General features: G+C 68.0%; 29 protein-coding genes and 1 tRNA gene. 16 read left to right on the forward strand and 14 right to left on the reverse strand.

What is annotated here, in order from left to right; translation table 11 throughout:
- The first annotated feature begins 34 nt into the window (after positions 1 to 34).
- Both FIU88_RS08900 and FIU88_RS08905 read left to right on the forward strand, forming a co-directional pair.
- On the forward strand, positions 35 to 1687 hold the full coding sequence (locus tag FIU88_RS08900) for a nitrite/sulfite reductase (protein WP_152478962.1): 1653 nt from the start codon (positions 35 to 37) through the stop codon (positions 1685 to 1687).
- On the forward strand, positions 1680 to 2198 hold the full coding sequence (locus tag FIU88_RS08905) for a DUF934 domain-containing protein (RefSeq protein WP_152478963.1): 519 nt from the start codon (positions 1680 to 1682) through the stop codon (positions 2196 to 2198). The genes FIU88_RS08900 and FIU88_RS08905 overlap by 8 nt, the downstream gene beginning before the upstream one ends.
- Positions 2199 to 2366: 168 nt before the next feature.
- On the opposite strand, the gene smrA is transcribed toward FIU88_RS08905, so the two are convergent.
- Positions 2367 to 2957 (reverse strand): DNA endonuclease SmrA, encoded by a 591-nt coding sequence (smrA, locus tag FIU88_RS08910; protein WP_152478964.1) that lies wholly within the window; start codon positions 2955 to 2957, stop codon positions 2367 to 2369.
- Between the two features lie 157 nt (positions 2958 to 3114).
- Between smrA and FIU88_RS08915 the strand changes: the two genes are divergently transcribed.
- From FIU88_RS08915 to pdxH, 8 genes are all read left to right on the forward strand, one after another.
- Positions 3115 to 3375 (forward strand): helix-turn-helix domain-containing protein, encoded by a 261-nt coding sequence (locus tag FIU88_RS08915; protein ID WP_016854935.1) that lies wholly within the window; start codon positions 3115 to 3117, stop codon positions 3373 to 3375.
- 3 nt (positions 3376 to 3378) lie between these two features.
- On the forward strand, positions 3379 to 4683 hold the full coding sequence (locus FIU88_RS08920) for a type II toxin-antitoxin system HipA family toxin (protein ID WP_152478965.1): 1305 nt from the start codon (positions 3379 to 3381) through the stop codon (positions 4681 to 4683).
- 80 nt (positions 4684 to 4763) lie between these two features.
- Complete coding sequence (locus FIU88_RS08925) at positions 4764 to 5192, forward strand: gamma-glutamylcyclotransferase family protein (protein WP_152478966.1); 429 nt, start codon at positions 4764 to 4766, stop codon at positions 5190 to 5192.
- A gap of 123 nt (positions 5193 to 5315) precedes the next feature.
- Positions 5316 to 5783, forward strand: coding sequence for an MgtC/SapB family protein (locus tag FIU88_RS08930; protein ID WP_016854938.1), 468 nt, complete (start codon positions 5316 to 5318; stop codon positions 5781 to 5783).
- Positions 5784 to 5881: 98 nt separating this feature from the next.
- Positions 5882 to 6223 carry an arsenate reductase (glutaredoxin) gene (gene arsC / locus FIU88_RS08935; protein ID WP_152478967.1) on the forward strand — a complete coding sequence of 114 codons (342 nt, stop codon included), beginning with the start codon at positions 5882 to 5884 and terminating at the stop codon, positions 6221 to 6223.
- A gap of 31 nt (positions 6224 to 6254) precedes the next feature.
- Positions 6255 to 6872, forward strand: coding sequence for an NAD(P)H:quinone oxidoreductase (wrbA, locus tag FIU88_RS08940; protein WP_152478968.1), 618 nt, complete (start codon positions 6255 to 6257; stop codon positions 6870 to 6872).
- A complete protein-coding gene (locus FIU88_RS08945) occupies positions 6869 to 7264 on the forward strand; it encodes a DUF2069 domain-containing protein (protein WP_152478969.1) in 396 nt (131 codons plus the stop codon). The genes wrbA and FIU88_RS08945 overlap by 4 nt, the downstream gene beginning before the upstream one ends.
- A 220-nt stretch (positions 7265 to 7484) precedes the next feature.
- On the forward strand, positions 7485 to 8126 hold the full coding sequence (gene pdxH / locus FIU88_RS08950) for a pyridoxamine 5'-phosphate oxidase (RefSeq protein WP_152478970.1): 642 nt from the start codon (positions 7485 to 7487) through the stop codon (positions 8124 to 8126).
- Between the two features lie 93 nt (positions 8127 to 8219).
- On the opposite strand, the gene FIU88_RS08955 is transcribed toward pdxH, so the two are convergent.
- Positions 8220 to 10970, reverse strand: coding sequence for a bifunctional acetate--CoA ligase family protein/GNAT family N-acetyltransferase (locus FIU88_RS08955; RefSeq protein WP_152478971.1), 2751 nt, complete (start codon positions 10968 to 10970; stop codon positions 8220 to 8222).
- A 108-nt stretch (positions 10971 to 11078) separates the two neighbouring features.
- Between FIU88_RS08955 and FIU88_RS08960 the strand changes: the two genes are divergently transcribed.
- From FIU88_RS08960 to glp, 5 genes are all read left to right on the forward strand, one after another.
- Positions 11079 to 12011 carry a histone deacetylase family protein gene (locus tag FIU88_RS08960; protein ID WP_152478972.1) on the forward strand — a complete coding sequence of 311 codons (933 nt, stop codon included), beginning with the start codon at positions 11079 to 11081 and terminating at the stop codon, positions 12009 to 12011.
- Between the two features lie 159 nt (positions 12012 to 12170).
- Positions 12171 to 12803, forward strand: a complete 633-nt coding sequence (locus FIU88_RS08965) for a helix-turn-helix domain-containing protein (protein WP_016854945.1) — start codon at positions 12171 to 12173, stop codon at positions 12801 to 12803.
- A gap of 157 nt (positions 12804 to 12960) precedes the next feature.
- Positions 12961 to 13293, forward strand: coding sequence for a DUF1244 domain-containing protein (locus FIU88_RS08970; protein WP_016854946.1), 333 nt, complete (start codon positions 12961 to 12963; stop codon positions 13291 to 13293).
- Complete coding sequence (gene moaB / locus FIU88_RS08975; protein WP_152478973.1) at positions 13290 to 13811, forward strand: molybdenum cofactor biosynthesis protein B; 522 nt, start codon at positions 13290 to 13292, stop codon at positions 13809 to 13811. The genes FIU88_RS08970 and moaB overlap by 4 nt, the downstream gene beginning before the upstream one ends.
- Positions 13812 to 13903: 92 nt before the next feature.
- Positions 13904 to 15109, forward strand: coding sequence for a gephyrin-like molybdotransferase Glp (glp, locus tag FIU88_RS08980; RefSeq protein ID WP_152478974.1), 1206 nt, complete (start codon positions 13904 to 13906; stop codon positions 15107 to 15109).
- On the opposite strand, the gene FIU88_RS08985 is transcribed toward glp, so the two are convergent.
- From FIU88_RS08985 to FIU88_RS09030, 10 genes are all read right to left on the reverse strand, one after another.
- Entirely contained in the window at positions 15059 to 15688 is a 630-nt protein-coding gene (locus tag FIU88_RS08985) for an ACP phosphodiesterase (protein ID WP_016854949.1), read from the reverse strand. The two genes, glp and FIU88_RS08985, sit on opposite strands and share 51 nt — an antisense overlap.
- A 10-nt stretch (positions 15689 to 15698) precedes the next feature.
- Positions 15699 to 16052, reverse strand: a complete 354-nt coding sequence (locus FIU88_RS08990; RefSeq protein WP_016854950.1) for a TusE/DsrC/DsvC family sulfur relay protein — start codon at positions 16050 to 16052, stop codon at positions 15699 to 15701.
- Between the two features lie 2 nt (positions 16053 to 16054).
- Positions 16055 to 16345: a sulfurtransferase complex subunit TusB gene (tusB, locus tag FIU88_RS08995; protein WP_016854951.1), complete on the reverse strand. Its 291-nt coding sequence runs from the start codon at positions 16343 to 16345 to the stop codon at positions 16055 to 16057.
- Positions 16346 to 16367: 22 nt separating this feature from the next.
- Positions 16368 to 16748, reverse strand: coding sequence for a sulfurtransferase complex subunit TusC (gene tusC, locus FIU88_RS09000; RefSeq protein ID WP_152478975.1), 381 nt, complete (start codon positions 16746 to 16748; stop codon positions 16368 to 16370).
- Positions 16749 to 16761: 13 nt separating this feature from the next.
- Entirely contained in the window at positions 16762 to 17154 is a 393-nt protein-coding gene (gene tusD / locus FIU88_RS09005) for a sulfurtransferase complex subunit TusD (protein WP_152478976.1), read from the reverse strand.
- A 70-nt stretch (positions 17155 to 17224) separates the two neighbouring features.
- Entirely contained in the window at positions 17225 to 17893 is a 669-nt protein-coding gene (locus tag FIU88_RS09010) for a Bax inhibitor-1/YccA family protein (RefSeq protein WP_026068415.1), read from the reverse strand.
- A 466-nt stretch (positions 17894 to 18359) separates the two neighbouring features.
- A tRNA-Ser gene (locus FIU88_RS09015) sits at positions 18360 to 18449 on the reverse strand.
- Between the two features lie 115 nt (positions 18450 to 18564).
- Positions 18565 to 19152, reverse strand: a complete 588-nt coding sequence (locus FIU88_RS09020; protein ID WP_152478977.1) for a recombinase family protein — start codon at positions 19150 to 19152, stop codon at positions 18565 to 18567.
- Positions 19153 to 19455: 303 nt separating this feature from the next.
- On the reverse strand, positions 19456 to 19614 hold the full coding sequence (locus FIU88_RS09025) for a YqaE/Pmp3 family membrane protein (RefSeq protein ID WP_016854964.1): 159 nt from the start codon (positions 19612 to 19614) through the stop codon (positions 19456 to 19458).
- A 404-nt stretch (positions 19615 to 20018) separates the two neighbouring features.
- Positions 20019 to 21725, reverse strand: a complete 1707-nt coding sequence (locus tag FIU88_RS09030; RefSeq protein ID WP_152480178.1) for a potassium/proton antiporter — start codon at positions 21723 to 21725, stop codon at positions 20019 to 20021.
- A gap of 178 nt (positions 21726 to 21903) precedes the next feature.
- Between FIU88_RS09030 and FIU88_RS09035 the strand changes: the two genes are divergently transcribed.
- Complete coding sequence (locus tag FIU88_RS09035; protein WP_152478978.1) at positions 21904 to 23085, forward strand: ABC transporter substrate-binding protein; 1182 nt, start codon at positions 21904 to 21906, stop codon at positions 23083 to 23085.
- Between the two features lie 54 nt (positions 23086 to 23139).
- Here FIU88_RS09035 and FIU88_RS09040 read toward each other — a convergent pair whose 3' ends face one another.
- The gene (locus FIU88_RS09040; RefSeq protein ID WP_152478979.1) at positions 23140 to 23916 is read right to left on the reverse strand and encodes an alpha/beta fold hydrolase; all 777 of its coding nucleotides are present in this window, start codon (positions 23914 to 23916) and stop codon (positions 23140 to 23142) included.
- An 18-nt stretch (positions 23917 to 23934) separates the two neighbouring features.
- The gene (locus tag FIU88_RS09045; protein WP_152478980.1) at positions 23935 to 24609 is read right to left on the reverse strand and encodes a 7-cyano-7-deazaguanine/7-aminomethyl-7-deazaguanine transporter; all 675 of its coding nucleotides are present in this window, start codon (positions 24607 to 24609) and stop codon (positions 23935 to 23937) included.
- Positions 24610 to 24673: the final 64 nt, after the last annotated feature.

Raw genomic sequence — 24673 nt, forward strand, 5'->3', positions numbered from 1 at the left:
GCTTCGCCACTTCCCCGTTTCAGGTAAGCGCTGAATGTATCGCTACGACACCCATGATCAGACCCTGGTCGACGAACGCGTCGCCCAGTTCCGCGACCAGATGCGTCGCTACCTCGAGGGCAAGATCAGCGACGAGGAATTCCTGCCGCTGCGCGTGCAGAACGGTCTCTATGTGCAGCGCTATGCGCCGATGCTGCGCATCGCCATTCCCTACGGCATGCTGGCGTCCTACCAGCTGCGCAAGCTGGGCGAGATCGCCGCGCGCTACGACCGCGGTTACGGCCACTTCACCACGCGGACCAATCTGCAGCTGAACTGGCCCAAGATGGAAGACGTGCCGGACATCCTCGCCGACCTGGCCAGCGTGGAAATGCACGCCATCCAGACCAGCGGCAACGATATCCGCAACACCTCCACCGACCAGTTCTCCGGCATCGCCGCCGACGAGGACGTCGATCCGCGCCCGTGGTGCGAGCTGATCCGCCAGTGGTCCACCTTCCACCCCGAGTTCGCCTACCTGCCGCGCAAGTTCAAGATCGCGGTGACCGGCGCCGAGGAGGATCGCGCGGCGATCCAGGTCCACGACGTGGGCCTGCGCTTCTGGCGCAACGACGACGGTGAGGTGCGGGTCAAGGTGCTGGCCGGCGGCGGCCTCGGCCGTACCCCGATGATCGGCAACACGGTCTGCGAGGACCTGCCCTGGCAGCACCTGTTGACCTACCTCGAGGCGATCCTGCGGGTCTACAACCAGTTCGGCCGCCGCGACAACAAGTTCAAGGCGCGCATCAAGATCCTGGTCAAGGCCCTGGGCGTCGACGAGTTCCGTCGCCGCGTCGAGGAAGAATGGGCGCACCTCAAGGACGGCCCCCAGACCCTCACCGACGAGGCCGTGGCGTCCGTGGCCGAGCACTTCGTCGACCCCGAGCGTCGCGAGATCAGCCAGGAGGCGATCGAGGCCTACGAGGCGCTGCGCGCCGACAACCGCGCCTTCGCCCGCTTCGTGACCAACAACGTCACCGATCACAAGGTGCCGGGCTACAAGGCCGTGACCCTGTCGCTGAAGCGCCGCGAGCACTCGCCGGGCGACGTCACCTCCGATCAGATGGCCGCCATCGCCGACATCGCCGACGAGTTCAGCTACGGCGAGCTGCGCGTGACCCACGAGCAGAACCTGGTGCTCACCGACGTGGCCGTGGACCGGATCGAAGCCCTGTGGCAGCGCCTCGACGATCTCGGCCTGGCCAACCCCACCGTGGGCACCCTGGCCGACCTGATCTGCTGCCCCGGCGGCGACTACTGCGGCCTGGCCAACGCCAAGTCGATCCCGGTCGCCCATGCCATCCAGGAACGCTTCGAGGACCTCGACTTCCTCTACGACCTGGGTCCGCTGGAGCTCAACATCTCCGGCTGCATGAACGCCTGCGGCCACCACCACGTCGGCAACATCGGCATCCTCGGCGTCGACAAGAAGGGCGAGGAGTACTATCAGATCTCGCTGGGCGGCAGCCAGGGCAACGAGTCTTCGCTCGGCAAGATCCTCGGCCCCTCCTTCTACCGCGAGGACGTGCCGGGCGTGATCGACACCCTACTGCAGGTCTATGTCGGCGAGCGCCACCCCGACGAGACCTTCCTCGACACCTATCGCCGCATCGGCCTCAAACCCTTCAAGGAGCGTGTCTATGCCTGAGCAGACCTCTCGCCCCCTGATCGCCGACCGGCGCGTCGTGACCGATGAGTGGATCCTCTGCGAGGACGCCACCCAGCGCCCCGACGGCCAGCCGGCCCTGCTGCCGCTGGCCGACTGGCAGGCCTCCGACAAGGGCGACGACGTCGCCCCCTGGCTGGCCAGCGACACCGAGATGACCGACGAGCTGGCGCGTGAACTCGAGGCCGCCCCGCTGGTGGCCATCGACTTCCCGAAGTTCACCGACGGCCGCGGCTACAGCATCGCCCGCCTGCTGCGCGAGCGGCACGGCTACCAGGGCCAGATCCGCGCCATCGGCGACGTGCTGATCGACCAGCTGTTCTACATGTCACGCTGCGGCTTCGACGCCTTCTCGCTGCGCGAGGATCAGATCGTCGAGGATGCCTTGAACGCCCTGAGCACCTTCAGCCGCAGCTACCAGCCCGGCACCGACGACCCGGAACCGCTGTTCCGACGTCGCCTGCGCGAAGCCCACAAGGGCGAAGTCGCCTGACGGATCGCCTCGCCAGAACGCACGAAGCCGGCCCTTGGGCCGGCTTCGTCGTTTCTGGTCATCCGAATCGGTGCTGGCTGGAGTCAGCCCCCGTCCAGGCCACCATGGTTGTCATCACGCGGGCTGATGTTTAACGCCGTATAGCCGAGCGCAGTCACTTCTCGATCATCAGCCACGGCGCTTCTGCTGGCGCTCGCGGTTGGCCGCCCTCGCCCGCTCGCTCTTGCGCAGCATCACCCAGGTGGCGCCCAGTCCACCGTCGGCCTGGCTGGCCGAGGCGAAGGCCTGGACCTCGTCGAAGGCCGGCAGCCACTTGGCCAGGTAGGAACGCAGCACGTTGGCGGGGCTGTCGATCTCGCGGCCGCGACCGTGGACGATCATCACCGAGCGCAGGTCGTGCTCCACGGCCTCGCGCAGGAAGGCCGGCAGCGCCTGGCGGGCCTCCTCCACCGGGCGCCGCAGCAGGTGCAGGCTGGCCTGCATCGGGTAGCCGCCCTGGCGCAGACGCTCCGCCACGCCGCGCTGGATGCCGTCGCGGCGAAAGTCCAGCGGATCGAAGGGCGGCACCAGATCGACGAAGTCGTCGGAGAGAATATCGCGGCCCGCGGCGTCACCGGCCGCGCTTTCACGCTTGGCGAGCTGCGCCTCGGTGGGCATGCGGCGAGTCTGGCCGGTATGCGCCCGGCCCTGGCCGCGCGACAGGGGTTTCACATCGCCCATCAGGGCCTGGAAATCGGCATCGTCGTGAAGGTCCGTCATGGCACACCTCCTGGCCAGCGTGAGTAGAACGCTCATCCTAGCAAAGTGCCGAGGGCCATCGCATGTCGAGATGACGCCACAATATCCGCTATAGGGGATATTGTGCTAATATCCTCTATAGCGGATAAACGCATTTTTATCCTCTACAGGGGATACCATGAAGATCACCTCACCCGAGATGCTCGCGCACTCGCTGAAGAACGCGCGCACGCGTCGCCAGCTGACACAGCAGGCCACCGCCGAGCAGATCGGCATCAAGCAGTCGACCGTCTCCGGCTTCGAGCACCACCCGGAGCGCAGTCGGCTCGAGACGCTGTTCAAGCTGCTGTCGGCTCTCGAGCTGGAGCTTCACGTCACCGAACGCGACAGCACCGACGCATCGGCCAGCCCCGAGGCGGGCTGGGACCAGGAGTGGTAGGCCATGGCGAATCTCACCGTCGCGATGAACGGCATCGAGATCGGCACCCTGAGCCTGGCGCGCTCCGGCGCCATGGCCTTCCAGTACCGCCGTGAATGGGTCGACCGCCCCGGCGCCCGGGCCGTCTCGCTCTCGCTGCCGCTCTCCACGGCGGCGTACCGCGGCGAGCGGGTCTACAATTTCTTCGACAACCTGCTGCCGGATTCGGAGGCGATCCGCGCCCGCATGCAGGCCCGTTTCCGGGTGCCGACGCGCCACCCCTTCGACCTGCTGGCGAGCATCGGCCGAGACTGCGTCGGCGCCATCCAGCTCACCCCCGAGGATGCCCCGTGTGGTGACGTCCACGGCGTCGGCGCCGAGCCGCTCGACGATCGCGCCATCGAGGCGCTGTTGTCCGGCTACCAGGACGCCCCGCTGGGCATGGCCGAGGGCCAGGATTTCCGCATCTCGCTGGCCGGCGCCCAGGAAAAGACGGCGCTGCTGTGGCATCAGGGCCGCTGGCAGCGTCCCACCGGCAGCACGCCCACCAGTCACATCTTCAAGCTGCCGATCGGCTTTCTCGAACACAGCAACATCGACCTGCGCCAGAGCAACGCCAACGAGTGGCTGTGCCTGCGCCTGCTGGAGGCCTTCGGCCTGCCGGCGGCGCAGACAGAACTCGCCCGCTTCGGTGACCAGGAGGTGCTGGTGGTCGAGCGCTTCGACCGCCGCTGGTCGCGGGACGGGTCCTGGCTCATGCGCCTGCCCCAGGAAGACTTCTGCCAGGCGCTGGGGATTGCCCCGGCGCTCAAGTACGAGAGCGACGGCGGCCCGGGGATCGCCCAGGGCATGCGCCTGCTGCGCGGCTCACAGCAGGCCGGCGTGGACCGGGAGCGCTTCTTCAAGGCCCAGATCCTGTTCTGGCTGCTGGCCGCCATCGACGGGCATGCCAAGAACTTCAGCCTGTTCCTCGAGCCGGGCAGCGCCTATCGCATGACGCCGATGTACGACGTCATCTCGGCCTATCCGCTCATGCATCAGGGCAGCATGGCCGCCGAGCGCGCCAAGATGGCCATGGCCCTGAAGGGCAAGAATCGCCACTACCGCTGGTCGCGGATGGCGCCCCGGCACTTCATCGCCACCGCCGAACAGGTCGAGTATTCCCCCGAACGCGTCACCGCCCTGATGGAGGAGATCGCCGGCTCCGCCGGGCGGATCGTGGGTGATCTCGACGCCGACCTGCCCGGCGACTTCCCGGCGGCGACCAGTGACCCCATCCTCGAGGGCGTCCTCCAGCAGGCATCGAGACTGGCGGACTTCCTGGCCTGAGCCGCGATGCCCCGTCGTGCTGTCGCCCCGGGAGCGGCTATGGCAGCATGGGCGCCGTTCTGTCGCCCCGGAGTTCCCCCATGCCCTCCCCGCGCCTGCTGATCGGCCTGCCGCTGCTCGCCGCCCCGCCGGCGGTCGCCGCCTGGCTGTGGCTGACGATGCTCAGCCCCTGGACCTACGAGCGCCCCGAGCATCTGGCGCCCATCGCCGAGGGCCCGCACGCACTGTTCGTCTACGGCACCCTGACCCACGCCCCGATACGCTGGGTGGTCTATGGCCGCGCGGGCGACCCCGAGCCGGCGAGTCTCGAGGGCTACCGGCGTACCGGGCTCGACCTGGTGCCCTGCACGCCCTGTGAGGTGGAAGGGCTTCGACTGACCGTCAGCGCCGAGGAGCTGGCCCGCCTCGATCGCTACGAGCGCCTCGGCGTGCGCTATCGTCGCGTACGCATCGAGCTGGCCGATGGCCGCTCGGCCTGGGTCTATCGCCGCCTGGATAACCAAAGCTGACCCTTAAAGTGGATCGTTTTTGGAGGAAACAGAAGATAACGGTATAAACTTTCCTGGGTTTCGGCCGTGTCATATCGCAGGCACTATCGGGGCTGACATCATTCCTTGACCGAGGACGCCTCCATGGATGCCGGGATCACCCTGCTCGACATGTTCGCTCGCCTGGGCGTGGCCGCCGGCCTGGCCTTGGTGCTGGGTCTCGAGCGCGAGCTGCGCGGCAAGCCTGCCGGGCTGCGCTCGCACATGCTGGTGGCGCTGGGCGCCGCGGCCTTCCTGATCGTCGGCCTCGAGATCCTGTACGCCACCGCCGAGGGCGACCCCTCCGCCCGCATCGATCCGACCCGCATCGTCGAGGGCGTGATCGGCGGCATCGGCTTCCTCGGTGCCGGCAGCATCATCCGCAGCGGCACCAGCGTCCAGGGCATCACCACCGGCGCCTCGATCTGGCTGGCCGGCGCCATCGGCATCGCCGCGGGCGTCCACAACTTCCCGCTGGCCGCCATGGTCACGCTGATGGCACTGGTGATCATGGTGGTGCTGGGCGGCATCGAACGCGCCCTGCCGCACCACCGCCGGCCCGACGGTGACTGACGGGCCGCCAGTTGTGACGACATTCGGCCCCAGCCTACAATGAGCCGCGTTTCAGACCCGCGATACGACCTCTCGGACAACACCAAGGACTCTCGCCCATGATCACCCTGCTGCATAATCCGCGCTGCTCGAAGTCGCGCCAGGCCCTGGCGCTGCTGGAAGAGCGCGGCGCCGCCGTCCAGGTACGTCGCTACCTGGATGAGCCGCTCGACGGTGCCGAGCTTCGCGCCCTGATGGGGCGCCTGAGCGCCGATCCGCGCGACCTGGTGCGCACCAACGAGGCCGAATGGAAGGCCCTGGGCGCCGACCGCGACGACCCCGAGCAGGTGATCCACGCCATCGTCGCCCATCCGAAGATCCTGCAGCGGCCCATCGCCGACGATGGCAGTCGGGCGATCATCGGCCGACCGCCGGAAGATATCCTCGCCCTGCTCGACTGACGCCCTTTCCTCTCCGGAATCAGGAAGCTCCATGTCCTCCCTGCCCTATGTGCTGATCCTCTACTATTCCCGCTCCGGCGCCACCCGCGCCATGGCCGAGCGCCTGGCCGCCGGGGTCGAGTCCTGCCGCGGCATCGAGGCGCGGCTGCGCACCGTGCCGCCGGTCTCGCCCACCTGCGAGGCGGTCGACCCCGAGATTCCCGCCGAGGGCGCCATCTACGCCGAGCTCGACGACCTGCGCCACTGCGCCGGCCTGGCGCTGGGCAGCCCCACGCGCTTCGGCAACATGGCCGCGCCACTGAAGCACTTCGTCGACACCACCAGCGAGCTATGGCTGGGCGGCGCCCTGGTGGACAAGCCGGCCACCGCCTTCACCTCGACCTCCAGCCTGCACGGCGGCCAGGAGACCACCCTGATCTCGATGCTGCTGCCGCTGCTGCACCACGGCATGGTCTACGCCGGCCTGCCCTACAGCGAGACCGAGCTCACCGAGACCCGGAGCGGCGGCACGCCCTATGGCGCCAGCCATCTGGCCGGCAAGCGCAGCGACCGTCCCCTCGACGAGAACGAGCGCCAGCTGGCCTACGCCCAGGGCAAACGCCTGGCGCGGCTGGCCCTGGCGCTCGACGGCGCGGGGGATCGCTCATGAGGCGCTGGCTGGAGGACCTGGAGGCTCGCCAGGGGCTCGACCACCTGACCGCCCGGTCGCGGCGCCTGGTGATCGGCAGCTACGTGGTGCTGCTGGCGCTGATGCTGTATCGCGGCGTGGCGATCCAGAGCGACGGCAGCAACGTCGGCCCGCTGGTGGCCTTCGTGCTGCCGCTGGTGCTGTTCCTGCCGTCGATCCTCGCCCAGCGGGCCCGCGGCCACGCCTGGCTGGCCTTCGTCAGCCTGCTCTACTTCGCCCAGGGCGTGATGGTGGCCTCGCTGCCCGGCGAGATGCTGCGCGGCGGGCTCGAGGCACTGGTCTCGCTGTCGCTGTTCACCGGCTGCATGGGCTATGCCCGCTTCCGCAGCCGCCAGCTCAAGGCCCGGCAGTAACTGGACTGCCCGAGCGGCCGGAACCGCCTCACGGCGAGGCGGTTCACGCGCGCTTGTCACGGCGCCAGCCGCGTGGCGGCGATGATTTAGCTCAATGGAATCCCGCTCACATGGCGTATGATGGCCGTGGTCGACTCGCCACCCCGAACCGAGTCGACGGGGCGAGGTTGAGCTTGCCCCGACAAGCGGCGAACATGGGAGCACATTCGAGGAGAACACCATGACACGCAACATCGCCGATATCAGGCGCGACTACGAGGGTGGCCGCCTGGACGAGACCCAGCTCCCCGACCGGCCCATGCCGATGTTCGACGAGTGGCTGGCCCTGGCGCTGGACGCCGAGGGAGAGGACGCCAACGCCATGACGCTGGCCACCGTGGACAGTCAGGGCTTTCCCCACGCCCGCGTGGTGCTGCTCAAGGGGGCCGACGACCAGGGGCTCAAGTTCTTCAGCAACTACCACAGCCACAAGGGCAGCGAGCTGGCCAACGTGCCCCAGGCCGCGCTGGTCTTCTGGTGGCCGTCGCTGGCACGCCAGATCCGCGTGGAAGGCAGCGTCGAGCAGGTCAGCGAACAGGAATCCGATGCCTACTTCGCCAGCCGCCCCCGCGCCAGCCAGCTGGGCGCCTGGGTCGCCACCCAGAGCGTGGTGATTCCCGGCCGCCAGTGGCTCGAGGAACGCGAGAACCGGTTCGAGCAGGCCTACGAGGGCCAGGACATCCCGCGCCCGGTCCACTGGGGCGGCTATCGCCTGGTGCCCGAGATGATCGAGTTCTGGCAGGGTCAGCCCAGCCGCCTGCACGACCGCATCCGCTTCGAGCGCCGCGACGACCACTGGCATCGCTTCCGCCTGGCGCCCTGATCCCCGCCTGACCAGCACCAGCATGACCGTCCGACCCCGCCATCGTGCGGGGTCGGGCCTTTTACGCTCTCGACTTTATACCCGAAGCCTCTCTCAGCCCTCCACCGGGCTTTCCAGGCGCAGCCGCTGCCAGTCACTCTCGGGCTCGTTGAGCCTGAGCACAGCGTCCATGACCTCCTCTTCCAGGTTGTAGCTGAGCCGGAAGCCGAGATGCTCCATCAGCGCGCGCATGGGCCGGTTGTCGACCATGATCTTGCCGACCATCTCCAGGGTGCCGAGGCGCTTGCTGTAGCGGATCATCTTCTCCATCAGCAGGCTGCCGATCCCCAGTCCCTGGAGGTCGTCGCGCACGATGATCGAGAACTCGGTGCGGATGTTGTCGGCATCGTTCCACACCCGCACCACGCCGAGCATCTCCTTGCCGCCCTCGGGCAGCGGATGTTCGGCGATGAAGGCCATCTGCCGGTCGTAGTTGATGTGCGAGAGCAGCGACAGGTCGCGCTGGGTGAGGTCGGCCTTGTGATGAAAGTAGCGAAAGCGAATGCTTTCCTCGGACAGCCGCCGGTGAAAGCCGGTGATCAGCGGCGCGTCCTCGGCGCGAATCGGCCGCACCTCGACCTCCCAGCCGTTGTTCAGCGTCACCCATTCGCGCAACTCTTCCGGGTAGGGCATGATCGCGAAACGCGCCGGCGTCCCCAGGTCCATGGCGAAGTCGACCGCCAGCATGCCGTCGCGATTGAGCACCAGCGGGTTGAGCTCCAGCCCGCGCAGCTCGGTGAGATCGCTGGCCATCTGCGAGAGCGTCACCAGCAGCTCGCCGATGCGCCGCAGATCGCGCTCGGGATCACTGGAGTGCTCGCGAATCAGCCGCGCGGCATGGGTACGCCCGACCAGGTCCGCGGCCAGGCTCATGTTCAGCGGCGGCAACGCCACCTGCCGGTCGGCGAGAATGTTCACCTTGTAGCCGCCGATGCCGAACACGATCAGCGGGCCGAACACCGGATCCCGGGTGATGCCGGCACACAGCTGCATGGAGTGCTTGCCGCGCTGCATGGGCTGCAGGCAATACTCTCGTACCGTGAAGGCGGGAAACTTCTCGGCCACCTTGTCACTCAGCCGGGCCACGCCCTCGGCGACCCGCTCGGGGCCCTCCAGATCCTGCAGCAGGCCGGCGGACAGCTTGTGGGGATGCTGACGATAGCGGTACGGCCGGCAGTTGCCGTCATGCACCACCTTCAGCGCCAGCGGCCCCTCGAGCCCCAGTGCCGCCTCGGCGGCCTGCTCCGGCGTGTCGATATAGCGACTCTCGGCCACCGGGATACCGTAGGCCGACAGCACCTGCGCGGTCTCGGAGTGGGACAGGCACTCGCGTCCTTCATCCCGCACCCGCTCGATCAGCGTCCGGCTGGCGGCGCGGCTCTCCCGGGTGGTGGAGAACGGCAGGCTCGGCGGCGTCTCCTGCAGTAGCTTCTGCACCCGCTGATAGTTGACCATGTGCATGAAGGCCTTGACCGCCTTCTCCGGCGAGAGATAGGTGGGAACGCCGGCCTCGTGACAGGCCTGCCGGGCGGCCAGCGCCTCGCCGAGCCCCATCCAGCTGGTCAGCAGGTTGCGCCGGAAGCGCTGGCGGGCGGCAATCAGCGCCTGGGCGGTATCCAGCGACGGCGCCATGCGGGTCGGCGCATGCACCACCAGCACCGCATCCACCCCGGGATCGGCGGCGACCAGCTCGATGATCTCGGTGAACCGCTGCGGCGTGGCGTTGCCGCCGATATCCACCGGATTCTCGCCCGGCTTGCTGACGTCCATGTCATCACGACACAGCGCCTCACGGGTCTGCTCGTTGAAGGTGGCCAGCCGCCCACCGGCGCTGATCAACTTGTCGATGGCCAGCATCGCCGGCCCCAGTCCGTTGGACACCACCGCTAGCCGGTCGCGCTTGAGCGGACGCATGCGCGACAGCGTCTCCAGGGCATCGAACAGCTCGTCGGAGTCATCGACCCGCACCACCCCGGCCCGGGCGAAGGCCGCATCGAAGATCTGATCGCGGTTAGCGATCCCCGGCGTGGGCGGCAGATTGGCGATGTCCGACGCCGCGGTGCGTCCGCTCTTGATCGCCAGCACCAGGCGATGACGGGAGGCCTCGCGTACCGCGGTCATGAAATGCTGGGCGTCCTGGATATGCTCCAGGTGCAGCATCAGCGCCTGGATCGGCGCGAACTGGTTGAGATAGTCGATCATGTCCGGCAGCAGCACATCGACGCTGTCGCCCACGGTCAGCAGATGAGAGAAGCCGATGCCGCGCCCGGCGGCCCAGTCGATCATGGCATTGCCCAGCATGCCCGACTGCCCGAGATAGGCCATTCGCCCCTTCTTCACCGGCTGGCTGGCATAGGAGGCGTTGAGCCGACGCCCCGGCACGATCAGCCCCATGCAACCGGGGCCGAGCACCCGGATGCCGGATTCACGCGCCGCGGCCAGCATGCGCCCGCGGATCGAGCCGTGACCGTCGAGGTCCTCGTTCAGGTTCGCCCCGCCGGACAGCACCAGGGCCGCCCGCACGCCGAAGCGCCCGAGCTCGGCAATCACACCCGGCACGCGCGCCACCGGCGTGCACACCACGGCCAGGTCCGGCACCCGGGGCAGCTGATGCACGCGGGACAGGCCATCCACCCCGTGCACGCTGTCGTAGCCCTTGGGGTTGATCGCCCACAGCGTGCCCGCGAAGCCGCCCTCGAGCAGGTTACGGATCACGATGCCGCCCATGGAATGTGGCTTTTCCGAGGCCCCGACCACGGCGATGCTGCGCGGCGAGAAGAAATGGTGCAGGAAGCGTGTGCTCATCCGGGGCTCCGTGGTGATTCGGCTCAGCCTACTGTGTACGACTTATGGCCACTGTCACGCAAGGCCCCATCACGCTTAGGGTAAGGGCGTCTCGTCTGGAGCCCCTGCATGATCACGGCCTATCTGACCCACCCCGAGTGCCATCGCCACCACATGGGGCCCGAACATCCCGAGAGCCCCAAGCGCCTGGATGCCATTCACGCGCGACTGATGCGCGCCGGCCTGCTCCAGCAGACCATGCAGGGCGACGCCCCCGCCGCCACCGACGAGCAGCTGACCCGGGTGCACCCGAGAAGCCACCTTAAGAGTCTCGAGGCCTGCCTGCCCGAACACGGGCTGATCCTGCTCGAGGACGACACCCTGATGAATCCGCACAGCCTGCAGGCCGCCCGCCATGCCGCCGGCGCCGTGGTGCGTGGGGTCGACCGGGTCTATCGCCACCAGGCCGACAACGTCTTCTGCGCGGTGCGCCCCCCGGGCCACCACGCCGAGCGCGACCAGGCCATGGGCTTCTGCTTCTTCAACAACGTGGCGGTCGGTGCCGCGCACGCCCGGGCCAGGCACGGCGCCAGGCGGGTGGCGATCCTCGACTTCGATGTTCACCAGTGCAACGGCACCATCGACATCTTCCGCGACGATCCCGAGGTGCTGATCTGCACCAGCTTCCAGTCGCCCTTCTATCCCTGGCGACACCTCGAGACCGAAGCCAGTAACGTCGTCCAAACGCCGCTGCCGGCAGGCGCCGACGGCGCGGCCTTTCGCCGCGCCATCGAGCGGGACTGGCGGCCCGCGCTGGTGGACTTCGCCCCGGAGATCGTGCTTCTCTCGGCCGGCTTCGACGCCCACCGCCACGACCCGCTGGCCGACCTCTGCCTGGAGGACGAGGACTACTACTGGATCACCCGCCTGGCGATGGACATCGCCGACCGCCATGCCGATCACCGCCTGGTCTCGGTGCTGGAGGGCGGCTATGACCTCGATGTCCTGGGCCGCGGCGTCGAGGCGCACCTCAAGGCGCTGATGGGGCTGCCCTTCGACTGAACGCGGCCGCCGTTTCCGACCCGCGGGAAACAGGATCCCGCGACGGCCGGTCATCCCGACGCCATGTCGCAGCCCATCTGCCGCGGGTCGCAACCGAGTCCGCAGGCGCACGGCGATGTGGTAGGCTGGTGGAAATCATGTTTCCGATAGTGAACCCGCATGCCCGCCAACAACGATCAGGATGCCGCCCTGCGCATCGCCTCCGGGCGCAAGGCCTTCGTCGAGCCGCTCAGGCTCGGTGAGCGCCTCAAGGAGATCCGCCTGGCCAACCAGTGGACCCTCGGTGACGTCAGCGAGCGTACCGGCCTGGCCCGCTCGACCCTGTCCAAGATCGAGAACGACCAGATCTCGCCGACCTTCACCGCCGTGCAGAAGCTGATCAGCGGCCTGGACATCGACCTGCCACAGCTGCTGTCCCAGCCGCGCCCCCAGGCCCGCACCATGGGTCGCCGCGACCTGACGCGCCGCGGCGACGGCCAGCAGCATCCGACGCCGACCTACGAGCACGAGCTGCTGAGCTGCGAGATGGCCCAGAAGCGCATGATCCCGTTCAAGACCATCGTGCGGGCGCGCAGCTTCGACGAGTTCTGCCAGTGGGTGCGCCACGACGGCGAGGAGTTCCTGATGGTGCTCGAGGGCGAGATCCAGCTCTACTCCGAGTTCTACGAGCCCCTGCACCTGGTCAAGGGCGACAGCATCTACTTCGATAGCGACATGGGCCACGCCCTGGTGTCGGTGAGCGAGGAAGACGCCACCGTGCTGTCCGTGTGCACGCCCCGCGACTCCCAGTAAGCCTTCCGACTCTCGCTCATGCGTCCCGTTTCGCCGTCGCGGCGTGCCTGTCGTGCGCCGTCGTTCGGCGCGCCCCAGCCCGGATGACTTTTGATAAGCTGGTCGCCTACCCCATGGGCCAGACCGCATGGTCCAGAACGACAGTGGAGTCAGCATCATGCAACACCTGGATGACAGCACCCGCACCGAGCTCGAAGCCGCCGCCTTTCGCCGACTGCTGAGCCATCTGGACGAGCACAAGGAGGTGCAGAACATCGATCTGATGATCCTCGCCGACTTCTGCCGCAACTGCCTCTCCAAGTGGCTGGTGGCCGCCGCCGAGGAACGCGGCGAGACCCTCGACTACGAGGCCGCCCGCGAGTACGTCTACGGCATGCCCTACAGCGAGTGGAAGTCGCTCTATCAGCCCAAGGCCACGCCGGAACAGCTGGCCGCCTTCGAGGCGCGCCAGGAAGCGAAGCAAGCGGCCAAGCAGGACGACCCGTCATGAGCGAGGAGATGGTCCCGCTGTCGGTGGCGGTGCTGACGGTCTCGGACACCCGCAACGAGGACACCGACCGCAGCGGCCAGGCGCTGGTCGAGCGGCTCACCGCCGCAGGCCACCGGCTGGCCGACAAGCGCATCGTGCCCGACGACGTCTATCGCATCCGCGCCGTGGTCGCCGACTGGATCGCCGACCCCGAGGTGCAGGTGGTGCTGACCACCGGCGGCACCGGCTTCACCGGCCGCGACTCCACGCCGGAGGCGGTCTCGGTGCTGCTCGACAAGCGCATCGAGGGCTTCGGCGAACTGTTCCGCCAGCTGTCCTGGCAGGAGATCGGCAGCTCCACGGTGCAGAGCCGCTGCCTCGGCGGCCTGGCCAACGCCACCGTGGTGTTCTGCCTGCCCGGCTCCACCGGCGCCTGCCGCACCGGCTGGGACGGCATCCTCGCCGAGCAGCTCGACAGCCGCCATAGGCCCTGCAATTTCGCCAACCTGGTCATCCCCGAGCGAGGCCAGCATGGATAACATCACACGAAAGCGGCAGCCGTTCCTCCACGACGCGCCCTGCCGCTCTCTACAAGGTCCGGCCAATCTCGTCATCCCCAGGCGAGGTCAGCATGGCTGAGCTCAAGCCCGTCGCGGCGGCGCTGGAGGCGCTGCTGGCCGACGTGACGCCGGTCGAGGGCGAGCGCCTGGCGACCAGCGAGGCCGCGGGGCGAGTGCTGGCCGAGGCGGTCACCGCCCGGCTCGACGTGCCGCCCTTCGACAACAGCGCCATGGACGGCTATGCCCTGCATCATGCCGATGCCGGGCACTGGCTGCCGATTGGCCAGCGCATCGCCGCCGGCCACACGGCCGCACCGCTCGAGCGCGGCCAGTGCGCGCGCATCTTCACCGGCGGCGAGATCCCGCCCGGGGCCGACTGCGTGGTGATGCAGGAGAAGGTCGAGCTCGAAGGCGACCGGGCGCGGATGCCCGAGGACGTGCCGCAAGGCGACAACCTGCGCCGCCGAGGCCGCGACGTGGCGGCCGGCAGCCCGCTGCTGGCCGGCGGCACCCGGCTCGACGCCGCCGCGCTCGGGCATCTCGCCGGCCAGGGCATCACCGAGGTCTCGGTCAGGCGCCGTCCGCGGGTCGCGCTGCTCTCCACCGGCGACGAGATCGTCGATCCGGGCCAGCCCCTGGGGCCGGGCCAGATCTACAACACCAACCGCCCGATGCTGACGACGCTGCTCGAACGCTTCGGCGCCGAGGTGGTGATGGCCACCGCGGTGCCGGACGCCGCCGCGAGCACGCGACGCCTGCTCGGCGAGGCGGCCGAGCTCGCCGACGTGGTGATCACCACCGGCGGGGTCAGCGTGGGGGAAGAGGATCACGTGCGCGGCGCGGTCGAGGCCCTGGGGCGGCTCGATCTGTGGCGGCTGGCGCTGCGCCCCGGCAAGCCGCTGGCCCTGGGCCGGCTGCCCGGCGCTGGCGGTGAAGCCCGCTTCGTCGGCCTTCCGGGCAACCCGGTCTCGGGCTATGTGGGCGCCTGGCTGTTCCTGCGCCCGCTGATGGGCGCGCTGCAGGGCTGTCACGCCATGGCCGAGCTGCCGGCACTGACCGCGCGCGCCACCTTCACCACGCGCACCGGCCCACGCCAGCACTACCTGCGCGTGACGCTGGACTTCGGCGCCGACGGCATCGAGGCCCATGCATTCGCGGATCAGAACTCCGGCGTGCTCTCGTCCTGCGTCGGCGCCGACGCCCTGGCGGTGATCCCGCCCGAGGCGTCAGTGGCGCCCGGCGATGCGGTCCGCTGCCTGTGGCTGCGCGTCGACTGAGCCGGTGTCGTTCGGGTCGAACGGCACGTCGAGATGGGCCTCGATGTCCGGCCACAGCCGGGTGAAGGCCTCGTCCAGCGCCAGGTAGTCGCGTTCGAGCCACGGCAGCAGCGCGGCGAGGCGGTTGGGGCCCGAGAGCCGGCGCCCCAGCCCCGCCACCGCACGACAGGTGAAGCGGAAATCGGCATAGCCGCGCAGCCAGTCCTGGCGCACCAGAGCCGGCATCATCGCGGCCAGCCGATCCGGCGCCGGACGAGCGTCGAGCAGCCGATAGCAGCGCGCGACCAGCCAGTCGCGCTCGGCGACGGTCAAGCGGCGCGCCAGGCAATGATCCCACATCAGATCCAGGGCGATACCGGCCACGCGACGCCCCTCGCGGGGCGCCCGAGCCTTGACCTCGAGCAGCACCGGATGGCGATCGATGTAGGCGTCGACCCGCCGATGATGGCGGATGCCCGCCGCCACGCCCGCCCCCCAGGCGTCGAGATCGACGCCCTTGACCCCGTCGGCGATCAGATTGCCGTAGAGGAAGTCGTCGCTGCCGCCGCGGGCGAGCCAGCCGTGGGCCAGGAAGTTCATGGCGAGCGCCTCACAGGCAATTGGTCGGCTTGGGCAGCCCGGCCAGCCGCGCCGCGCGCTTGGCGGGGCTGCCGGGAAACAGCCGCATCAGATGCATCGAGCGGCCCTTGTCGGGGCCCAGCTCGCGCCCGACCGCCTTGACCAGCGGCCGCATGGCCGGCGCCATCTCGTATTTCGCATAGAAGGCCCGCAGCACCTCGAGCACTTCCCAGTGCTCGGCGTCCAGCTCGATGCCTTCTTCCTCGGCCAGCGCCTCGGCCACCGCCGGCGACCACTGATCGAGCTCGACCAGATAGCCCTCGGGGTCGAGGCCGATCTCGGCATCGGAGACGGTCAGATAACGGGTGATTGCTGTGGTTGCCATGCTCAGTACCAGCTCAGGGTGTGTTCGGCTTGCTCGGTCAGCTGGACGAAGCCGTCGACGTCGACCACCTGCACCGAGCCGTCGCAGCGACCGAGCAGTCCGCGCGCCTCGAGATCCTCGCGTTGCGCATAGAGCCGCCCTGCAATCGCCTCGAAGTGGCGTACCAACTGCGGTAGACCGCCCTGCACGCCGTCCTCGATCAGCAGCAGGCGATCCTCCGGCCCCATGGCGGCCAGCGCCTGCTCGTGCACGCGATGACTGGCCGGCGAACGGTTCACGATATGAAGTTTCATGGTGTCGGGTTCCCCCACCAGGCTAGAAAGTGAGCACGCGCGGGTGCTTCCGGACCGCCTCGGCGATCGCCCCGGCCTCGAGCACCCGGGGCGCCAGCATCAGCTCGTCGGGATCGAGACCGAAGCGCGAAAGGGCCTCGGCCTCGACCCACAGCGTCTCGATATCATACATCTCCAGCATCTCGAGCGTGGGCGCGGTGCTCTTCTGCCCCAGCGCCCCCGCCGACTGATCCTCGGCCAGGGCCGTGACGCCCTCACCCATGAACAGCAGCGAGACGTCGGTGCCGAAGGCGGCCGCCACCAGGGCGACGTCCAGGCCCTCGCGCAGCCAGCTGCTGCCGTGAGGCGCATGACGCAGGATCACCAGCAGATCGCCGGCGAGCGGTTCGTGTTCGTCACTCATGTCACACTCTCCCTCAGGGCCCGAAGGTCACCAGCCGGTCACAACGTTGGCTCAGGTCGACCAGCTGCCCGACGCCGGTCAGTTCGAACGGCGCCTCGACGCTGTGCCCTGCCTTGCCGTGGCGAGCCGCCTCGCGCTCGTCCATCAGGCCGCGACGCAGCGCCGCGGCGATGCACACCTGAAGCGCCACGCCGTGCGTCACGTGCAGCGCCACCCAGCCATCGGTCAGATGCGGTTCGTCCTGGGGCGGCGCCGACAGGCGGGCGGCGTTGTAGACCCCGTCGTGGTAAAAGAACACCGCCTCCAGGCGGTGTCCCCGCGCCAGCAGTGCCCGGGCGAATCGCAGCGCCGAGTGGCTGGCCTGATCGCTGTAGGGAGCCCCCATCAGCAGGATCGCGTAGCGCATATCATCCTCTCAGAAACAGGCTGGCCCCGCCGAAGCGGGGCCAGCAATTCTCGCATCGCCGTGGCTGGCGTCAATCCTGGCTCATGATACCGAGCAGGGACAGCAGGCTGATGAAGAGGTTGTAGATCGACACATAGAGGGTGATGGTGGCGAGAATGTAGTTGGTCTCGCCGGCCCGGTGCACGATCTCGCTGGTCTGATAGAGGATGGTCGCGGAGGCGAACAGCACGAAGCCGGCGGAGACCATCAGCGACAGCGCCGGGATCTGGAAGAACAGCCCGGCGAGCATGGCCAGCACCAGCACGATGGCACCCGCCATCAGGAAGTTGGCCAGGAAGCTGAAGTCCTTGCGTGTGACCAGCGCCACGGCGGAAAGACCGAAGAAGGTCAGGCCGGTCAGCCCCAGCGCGGTCATGATCAACTGGGCACCGTTGGGCAGCGACAGGTAGGCGCTGAGGATCGGCCCCAGGGTGAAGCCCATGAAACCGGTGAAGGCGAAGGTCGCCAGCAGGCCCATGGCGGAATTGGCGGTCTTGTGCACCAGGAACATCAGCCCGTAGGCGCCGATGAAGAAGATGAAGATGTTCATCTGCTGGACGCCGAGCGCCATGGCGGCGCCGGCCGTGACGGCGGAGAAAAGCAGGGTCATCGCCAGCAGGCCATAGGTGTTGCGCAGGACCTTATTGGCGCTGACGGCACTCGTCTGTTGCGTCGTCATTCGCGTGTCTTGGTAAGCCATCGATCCAAAGCTCCGTGTGGTTGATCTTGGCGATGCTTAACAGCATGCCGCCTGGACGGTGGTGACGCAAGTTTGAACCGATCACGCTTGTCACCCTGCGGCGACACGCCTGGGGCTCGATGGCCCACTCGACGGTAACATGCGCGATACGACACTGCCGCCTCGGGAAGCGTCGGCAAAGCCAGGCGGCATCTCTGACGTGAAGGAGACACCACCATTAGGCCATCATCGATTCTTTCCCATCGCAGGCGCATGAAGCCCGCCGCCTGAGCGGACTGGCCCGCGGAAGGCTTGGCCGATCGGCGCGATACGTCTTCGCGGACGGCGCGGCGGCGCTCGATGCCTCGGATCATGCGGCCGCGAGACGTCACTCGCCCTCATGTGGCAGGGAAACTGCCGACGCAGGATTTGGAGGAGTCCTGAAACGAAAAAAGCGCCCGAAGGCGCTTGATTCTTGAGAATAAGGTGGCGGAGGGACAGGGATTCGAACCCTGGGTAGGCTCTCACCTACGCCGGTTTTCAAGACCGGTGCATTCAACCGCTCTGCCATCCCTCCGGCTCACGGCGCATATATTACCAATCTTTCTGTTTTGGTCAAGAGTTTCATGCGATCAATGTGTTATCGCATCCTGCCTCGAGACGAGACGCGGCGTAAGCGACACGTTATGCCGCTATCCCACGCTCGCGAGGCGCCGGTTCCAGTGCCGCTTGATCGTGGCAATACTCAACCCGGAGCGCGCCGCCGCGGCCGACTGACTGAGCCCTTCCGCCTTGAGTGCCTGCACCCTTTCGGTGGTGTCGATGGCAACGGGGCGACCGAGCTTCTTGCCCTGCCCCCGAGCCCGCGCCAGTCCTTCCCGGGTCCGCTCGCTGAAGCGCACACGCTCGAATTCGGCGAAGGCATCGAACATCTGGTGCATCAACTCGCCCTCGCCGCCGGTCAGATCACCGACCGGCAGATCCAGCGACACCACACTCACGCCGGCATCGGACAGCCGGGCAATGCTCTGCCGGACGTCGATGTTGTCGCGCCCCAGACGATCGAGCCGGAGCACCACCAGCACGTCTCCGGGCTCCAGCTTGTGCTCGACCAGCGTCCTGAAGGCCTCTCGCTCCATCGCCGGCCACGAGACACTGACGGCCTCGTCGATCACCCGGTAGGGCGCCACGCGAAACCCGGCGGCCTCGATCGAGGCCAGCTGATCATCGATATCTGGCTCGGCGTCGCCGGTGCGGCAATACGCGAAGGTTCGTCCCATGCGCTCTCCTCGGCATGACATCAGTTTGGCAGGCTAGCTTCCTATGGTCGCAGATAATGCTTATTTAGCGATACCAGCGATTAGCGGGATTTCTGGCATCATCAAAGCCGAGAAAGGCTTTGATGACACCAGGGGCGTCTGAGCGAGATCACGCTGACTGCGGAAGAGGACAAGGCTCAAGCGAAGAGCCGAGCGAAACAGCCGAGGAGAGAAGGAAGAAGGGGAACAAGAGAGTAAAAGCGTGCGGGGCAGGCGGGGCCGATCGGCATCGCCCCCGCCTGCCCCACTAGCCTCTATCGGCGATCAGCGCCGGGCGATGATCCACACCGCGTGCACGATGCCGGGAATGTAGCCCAGCAGCGTCAGCAGGATGTTGATCCAGAAGTGAAGGCCCAGGCCCACCTGGAGAAACACGCCTACCGGCGGCAGGAGAATGGCGAACAGGATACGAAGCACGTCCATGAGAGAGTTCCTTTTAACGATGGCTAGGTGTCGTCGTCAGGGTATCGACCCCACGCTGGCCGACCATGTTCCTGAGCGAACGCATCGATCGTGTCCGGGCAGGACGGCGGGCGCGGTATGCGGGCCTGGGTGAATATTCATTCAACTTCCCGCGGCCGGTGCCGATAACCCGCCTGCACCCGATACACCAACAATGCACCAGGATAGGAGATACGACCTTGTCGATGCACGTCGCGTATGGCTTGTGGCTGGCCAGCGGAGGATCACTGATTGCCGCGGCCATCACCTGGAAGATCGCCAAATCCAGAGAATAGCCCCAGACGCCGGCCCATCACATGAATGGCCGACCGCCCGATGCACGGGCCGCCACAGGGCCCCGGCGACATCGGGCGGTACGACCATGGTCAGTAGAGCCTCAACCCCACCCGCGTCACGCGATTGCCCTGCATCTCGTTGACGACCCAGTGAATGCCGTGCCAATCGATATCGTCGCCCACCACCGGATGCCCGCCGACACGCAGCGAGATGAAATCCGCCAGCGTCATGTCGTGCTCCCCCGGGCTCAGGGTCAAGCCATAGGCATCGGCGATATCGCCCAGCCGCGCATCGCCGTTGAAGCTGAAGGCGCCGAAGAAGGCACTCTGGCGACGTAAGGTGGCATCGCCGTTGAACAACCGGTTGAGCGCCGGCAGGTCGTCGCCGCGACCGATCACGCACAACACGTCGTTGCGCTGCAGCTGGGTGCTGCCCTTGGGATGCACCATCACGCCATCGCGGAACAGCGCGGCGATGATCGCACCGGAGGGGAAGCGCAGCAGACGGATCGGCACCTCCTCGAGATCGGAGCTCTCCACGCGATAGATGAACATCTCGAAGTCGTTGTCGTGCTGAATCCCCAGCGGGCCACGCCGCTTGGGCGTCACGCTGGGCGGCAGCTCGACCTTCAGGCGCTTCGCCATCCACGGCAGCGAGCCGCCCTGGATCAGCAGCGACAGCAGCACCACCGCGAAGGCGGCATTGAAATAGAGCGAGGCATTCTCGACGCCGCCGATGACCGGGAAGATCGCCAGCACGATCGGCACCGCGCCGCGCAGCCCGACCCAGGCGATGAAGCCGACTTCGCGCCAGCGGAAGCGGAAGAACGGCTTGATGGCGATCACCACCGCCAGCGGGCGGGCGACGAAGATCAGCGCCAGGGCCACCACCGCGGCGGGCAATGCATAGACCATCATCTCGCTGGGGTTGACCAGCAGCCCCAGCACCAGGAACAGGCCGATCTGGCTGAGCCAGGCCAGGCCGTCGTGGACCGGCAGAATGAAGTTGAGGTGGCGCCCCGGCCGGTTGCCGATCATCAGGCCGGTCAGGTAGATGGCCAAAAAGCCGCTGCCGCCCAGCGCACTGGTCGCCCCGAACACGCAGAAGCCGAGCGCCAGCGCCAGCAGCGAATAGAGCCCCGGCGCCAGATCCACCCAGCTGATCAGCCGCGCGATCAGCCAGCCGGCCCCCAGCCCCAGTGCGATGCCGACGCCGAACTGCTGCAGGAAGAACAGCGTGGTATCGAGCCAGCCGCCGATATCACCGACCAGCACCTCCACCAGCATCAGCGTCAGGAAGATCGCCATCGGATCGTTGGTGCCCGACTCGATCTCCAGCGTGGCCCCGACCCGCTCGTTGAGGTTGATGCCTCGCCCGCCGAGCATCGAGAACACCGCCGCGGCATCGGTGGAACCGACGATCGCCCCCACCAGCAGCCCCTGCACCAGGCTGAGCCCGAACACCCACATGGCAATCACGCCGACCAGCGCACTGGTCACGAACACGCCCAGGGTGGCCAGCGACAGCGCCGGCTTGAAGCCGACCCGGAAGGTCTTCAGCCGGGTGCGCAGGCCGCCGTCGAGGAGGATCATCGCCAGCGCCAGGTGACCGATCAGAAACGCCAGCGGGTAGTCGTCGAACTGGATGCCGAGCACGCCCTCCTCCCCGGCGAGCATGCCGAGCCCGAGGAACAGCAGCAGCAGGGGAACGCCCACCAGCGTGGAGAGCCGGCTGGCCAGCACGCTCAGCGCGATCAGGAAGCCGCTGAGCAGAAAAAGGGTATTGATCGTGTCCATGGCATCCTGCCCCAGAAAGTCATCCAAGTATCTCATAGCGTGCGGGCGGCCGCGACGCGCACCGACACGTTGACCGCGGCGCTGGTCAGGCGGGACCCCACGCCGATAGACTGACCACGTCTTTCCCCTTGCCCGGGCCCGTCATCGCCACCTCCCGGGCATCGCTGGAGCCGCTGACATGCTGTCATTCATCCGCCGCCCGGCCCGACCGAGCGCCTGGGCCTCACTGGTCATGGCGCTCGGCCTGCCGGGACTGTCTCCGGTCGGCCATGCCGCGCCGGAAACGCCCGAGGGTGGCTACCCGCCGCTCGGTACCGACGTCATGGTCCCCGACCTGGGATCGGAAACCGCGCCGGCGGTCATCGAGGACCCGCTGACCGCCTTCCAGGGCCGGCCGAGCGGCCCGTCGGTGGACACGCCCACGCGGCCGACCGCCCCGGCCGTGGCCGTGGGCCCCGCCGAGCCCATCGCGCCGCCGCCGGTCACGCATCTGTCGCTGATGCTCGACTGGTACCCGAGCCCGCGCCACGCGGCGCTGTTCGTGGCCCGCGAGCTCGACCTGTTCAAGGAGCGCGGGCTGGAGGTGGAGATCCAGACGCCCGCCGACCCCGACGTGCCCACCAAGCTGCTGGCGACCTCGCGGATCGATCTGGCCCTGACCCGTCAGCCGCTGCTGCACCTGATGGTCGATCAGGACCAGCCATTGGTGCGTGTGGCGACGCTGGTCGGCCTGCCGCTCGCCTCGCTGGTGCTCGACGACGCCATCGGCCTCGAGGCGCTGGAAGGCACGCGCATCGGTCACGTCGACCTGGATGCCGAGAACGTGCTGCTGGCCAGCCTGCTGACCCATCAGGAGCTGACCCGCGAGGCCCTGGACAGCCCCGACCTGCATTTCCGGCTCGAGCAGGCCATGCGCGAGGGGCGCGTGGACGGGGTGATCGGCGCCGTGCGCTATCTGCTGCCGCGCGCCCTGGCCGACGATGGTCTGTCGACGCAAACCTACACCACCGAATCCATGGGCGTGCCGCGCTACGACGGCCTGATACTGGTGGCCAACCGCGACCATCTCGCCCAGCAGCGCGAGGCCATCGTGGCACTGGTGGAGGCCCTGGAGGAGGCCACGGCCTGGATCGTCGAGCATCCCGATGCCGGCTGGGCACTGCTTGCCCGCGCCGAACCGGCCATCGACACCCCGACCAACCGCGCCGCCTGGCCCGAGGCCATGCGGCGCCTGAGCCTGACCCCCGCCGCCCTGCACGAGAAGCGCTACGCGGACTTCGAGCACTTCCTCAACCAGCAGCACCTGGTATCCGAAACCACGCCGGTGGAGCGCCTGGCCATCGATCCGAACCGCCAGTGATGCAGCGTCAGGCCGACCGCGTCCGACGCTCGGGGCGCGACAGTGACGAAGGCCTCAGTCGTGCTGGCGGGCGAGGAAGCCGTTGACCGCCGCCTGAAACTCCTCGGGGCGCTCGGCGTGCAGCCAGTGGCCCGCCTCCAGGGTCTCGAGCTCGGCGTTCGGCAGCACCTCGCGCAGCGCCGGCAGCATGGCATCGGTCACGTAGGACGAGCGGCTCCCGCGCACCACCAGGGTCGGCCCCTCGAAGGCGCCCTCGCCGTCCGGTTCGCCGCTGATCGACGCATAGTCCTCGGTGATCTGATCCAGCCCGACGCGCACCGTCATGCCGCCCTCACCGCGCACCAGGTTGGTGGCCAGGAACAGCCGCGTGGTGCGTTGGTCGATGAAATCCGCCATCAGCGCATCGGCCTCGCGGCGATCGGCCGGCCGCTCGTCGCGCACGCGCCGCAGCGCGCCGAGCTCGTTGTCGTGGCCGTGGCCGTAGGCCTGGGGAGCGACGTCGGCGACGATCAGCGAGGCCAGCCGCTCGGGGGCCAGCCGAGCCAGGGTGATCGCCACCTTGCCGCCCATGGAATGCCCCAGCACATGCGCCCTGGCCACGCCCAGCGCCTCCAGCAGCGCCAGCACGTCGCGGGCCATGGCGGCGTAGCCCATGCCGGGCGCATGCGGCGAGCGGCCGTGGTTGCGCAGGTCCACCGCGATCACCCGATGCTGCTCCTGCCATTTCTTGATGTGCGAGCGCCAGTTGTCGGCGCTGCCCAGCAGGCCGTGAATCACCACCAGCGGCGTGCCGTCGCCGCCGGTGTCGATATGATGGAGAGCGAGAGTCATCGTGAACTCCTTGTCGGGTTAGCGGAGCTGCTCGGGCGCCAGGTCGCGGTCGCCGGTCAGCGTCACCAGGCGGCGAGTCAGCCAGCCCAGCAGCACGCCGTAGAGCGGCAGGAAGAAGGCCAGGCTGATGCCCAGCTTGATGCCGTAGTCCACCCAGGCGATCTCCGGCCAGTGGGTGGCCATGAAGGCATCGGTGCCGCGGTGGAAGGCGATCGAGAAGAAGGCGAAGGTATCGGCCAGATTGCCGAGCAGGGTCGACAGCGCCGGCGCCACCCACCAGGCCCGGAGGCGGCGCAGGCGATCGAAGACGGTGACATCGAGCAGCTGGCCCAGCACGTAGGCCATGAAGCTGGCCAGGGCGATGCGCGCCACGAACAGGTTCCACTCACCCAGCGCCTCCAGCCCGGCGAAGCCGCCGCGCGGAAACACCACCGAGACGACATAGGAGATCACCAGTGACGGAAACATCACCCGCAGGATGATGGCCCGAGCCGGCTCCTTGCCGAACAGCCTTACGGTCAGGTCGGTGGCGAGGAAGATGAAGGGAAAGCTGAACGCGCCCCAGGTGGTATGCAGCCCGAACAGGCTGAAGGGCAGCTGCACCAGGTAGTTGCTGGCCGTGATGACAAGGATATGAAAGGCGACCAGCCACGTCAGGCAGCGGCGGGTCTGGGCGGCGGTAAGCGCGAACATGGAACACCTTTTTGGCGGGAGGGGTGAGGGAACCCTCATCGAATGGCATGCCGGTACCCCGGCG

This window comes from Halomonas sp. THAF12 (assembly GCF_009363675.1).
Taxonomy (GTDB): Bacteria; Pseudomonadota; Gammaproteobacteria; order Pseudomonadales; family Halomonadaceae; genus Halomonas; species Halomonas smyrnensis.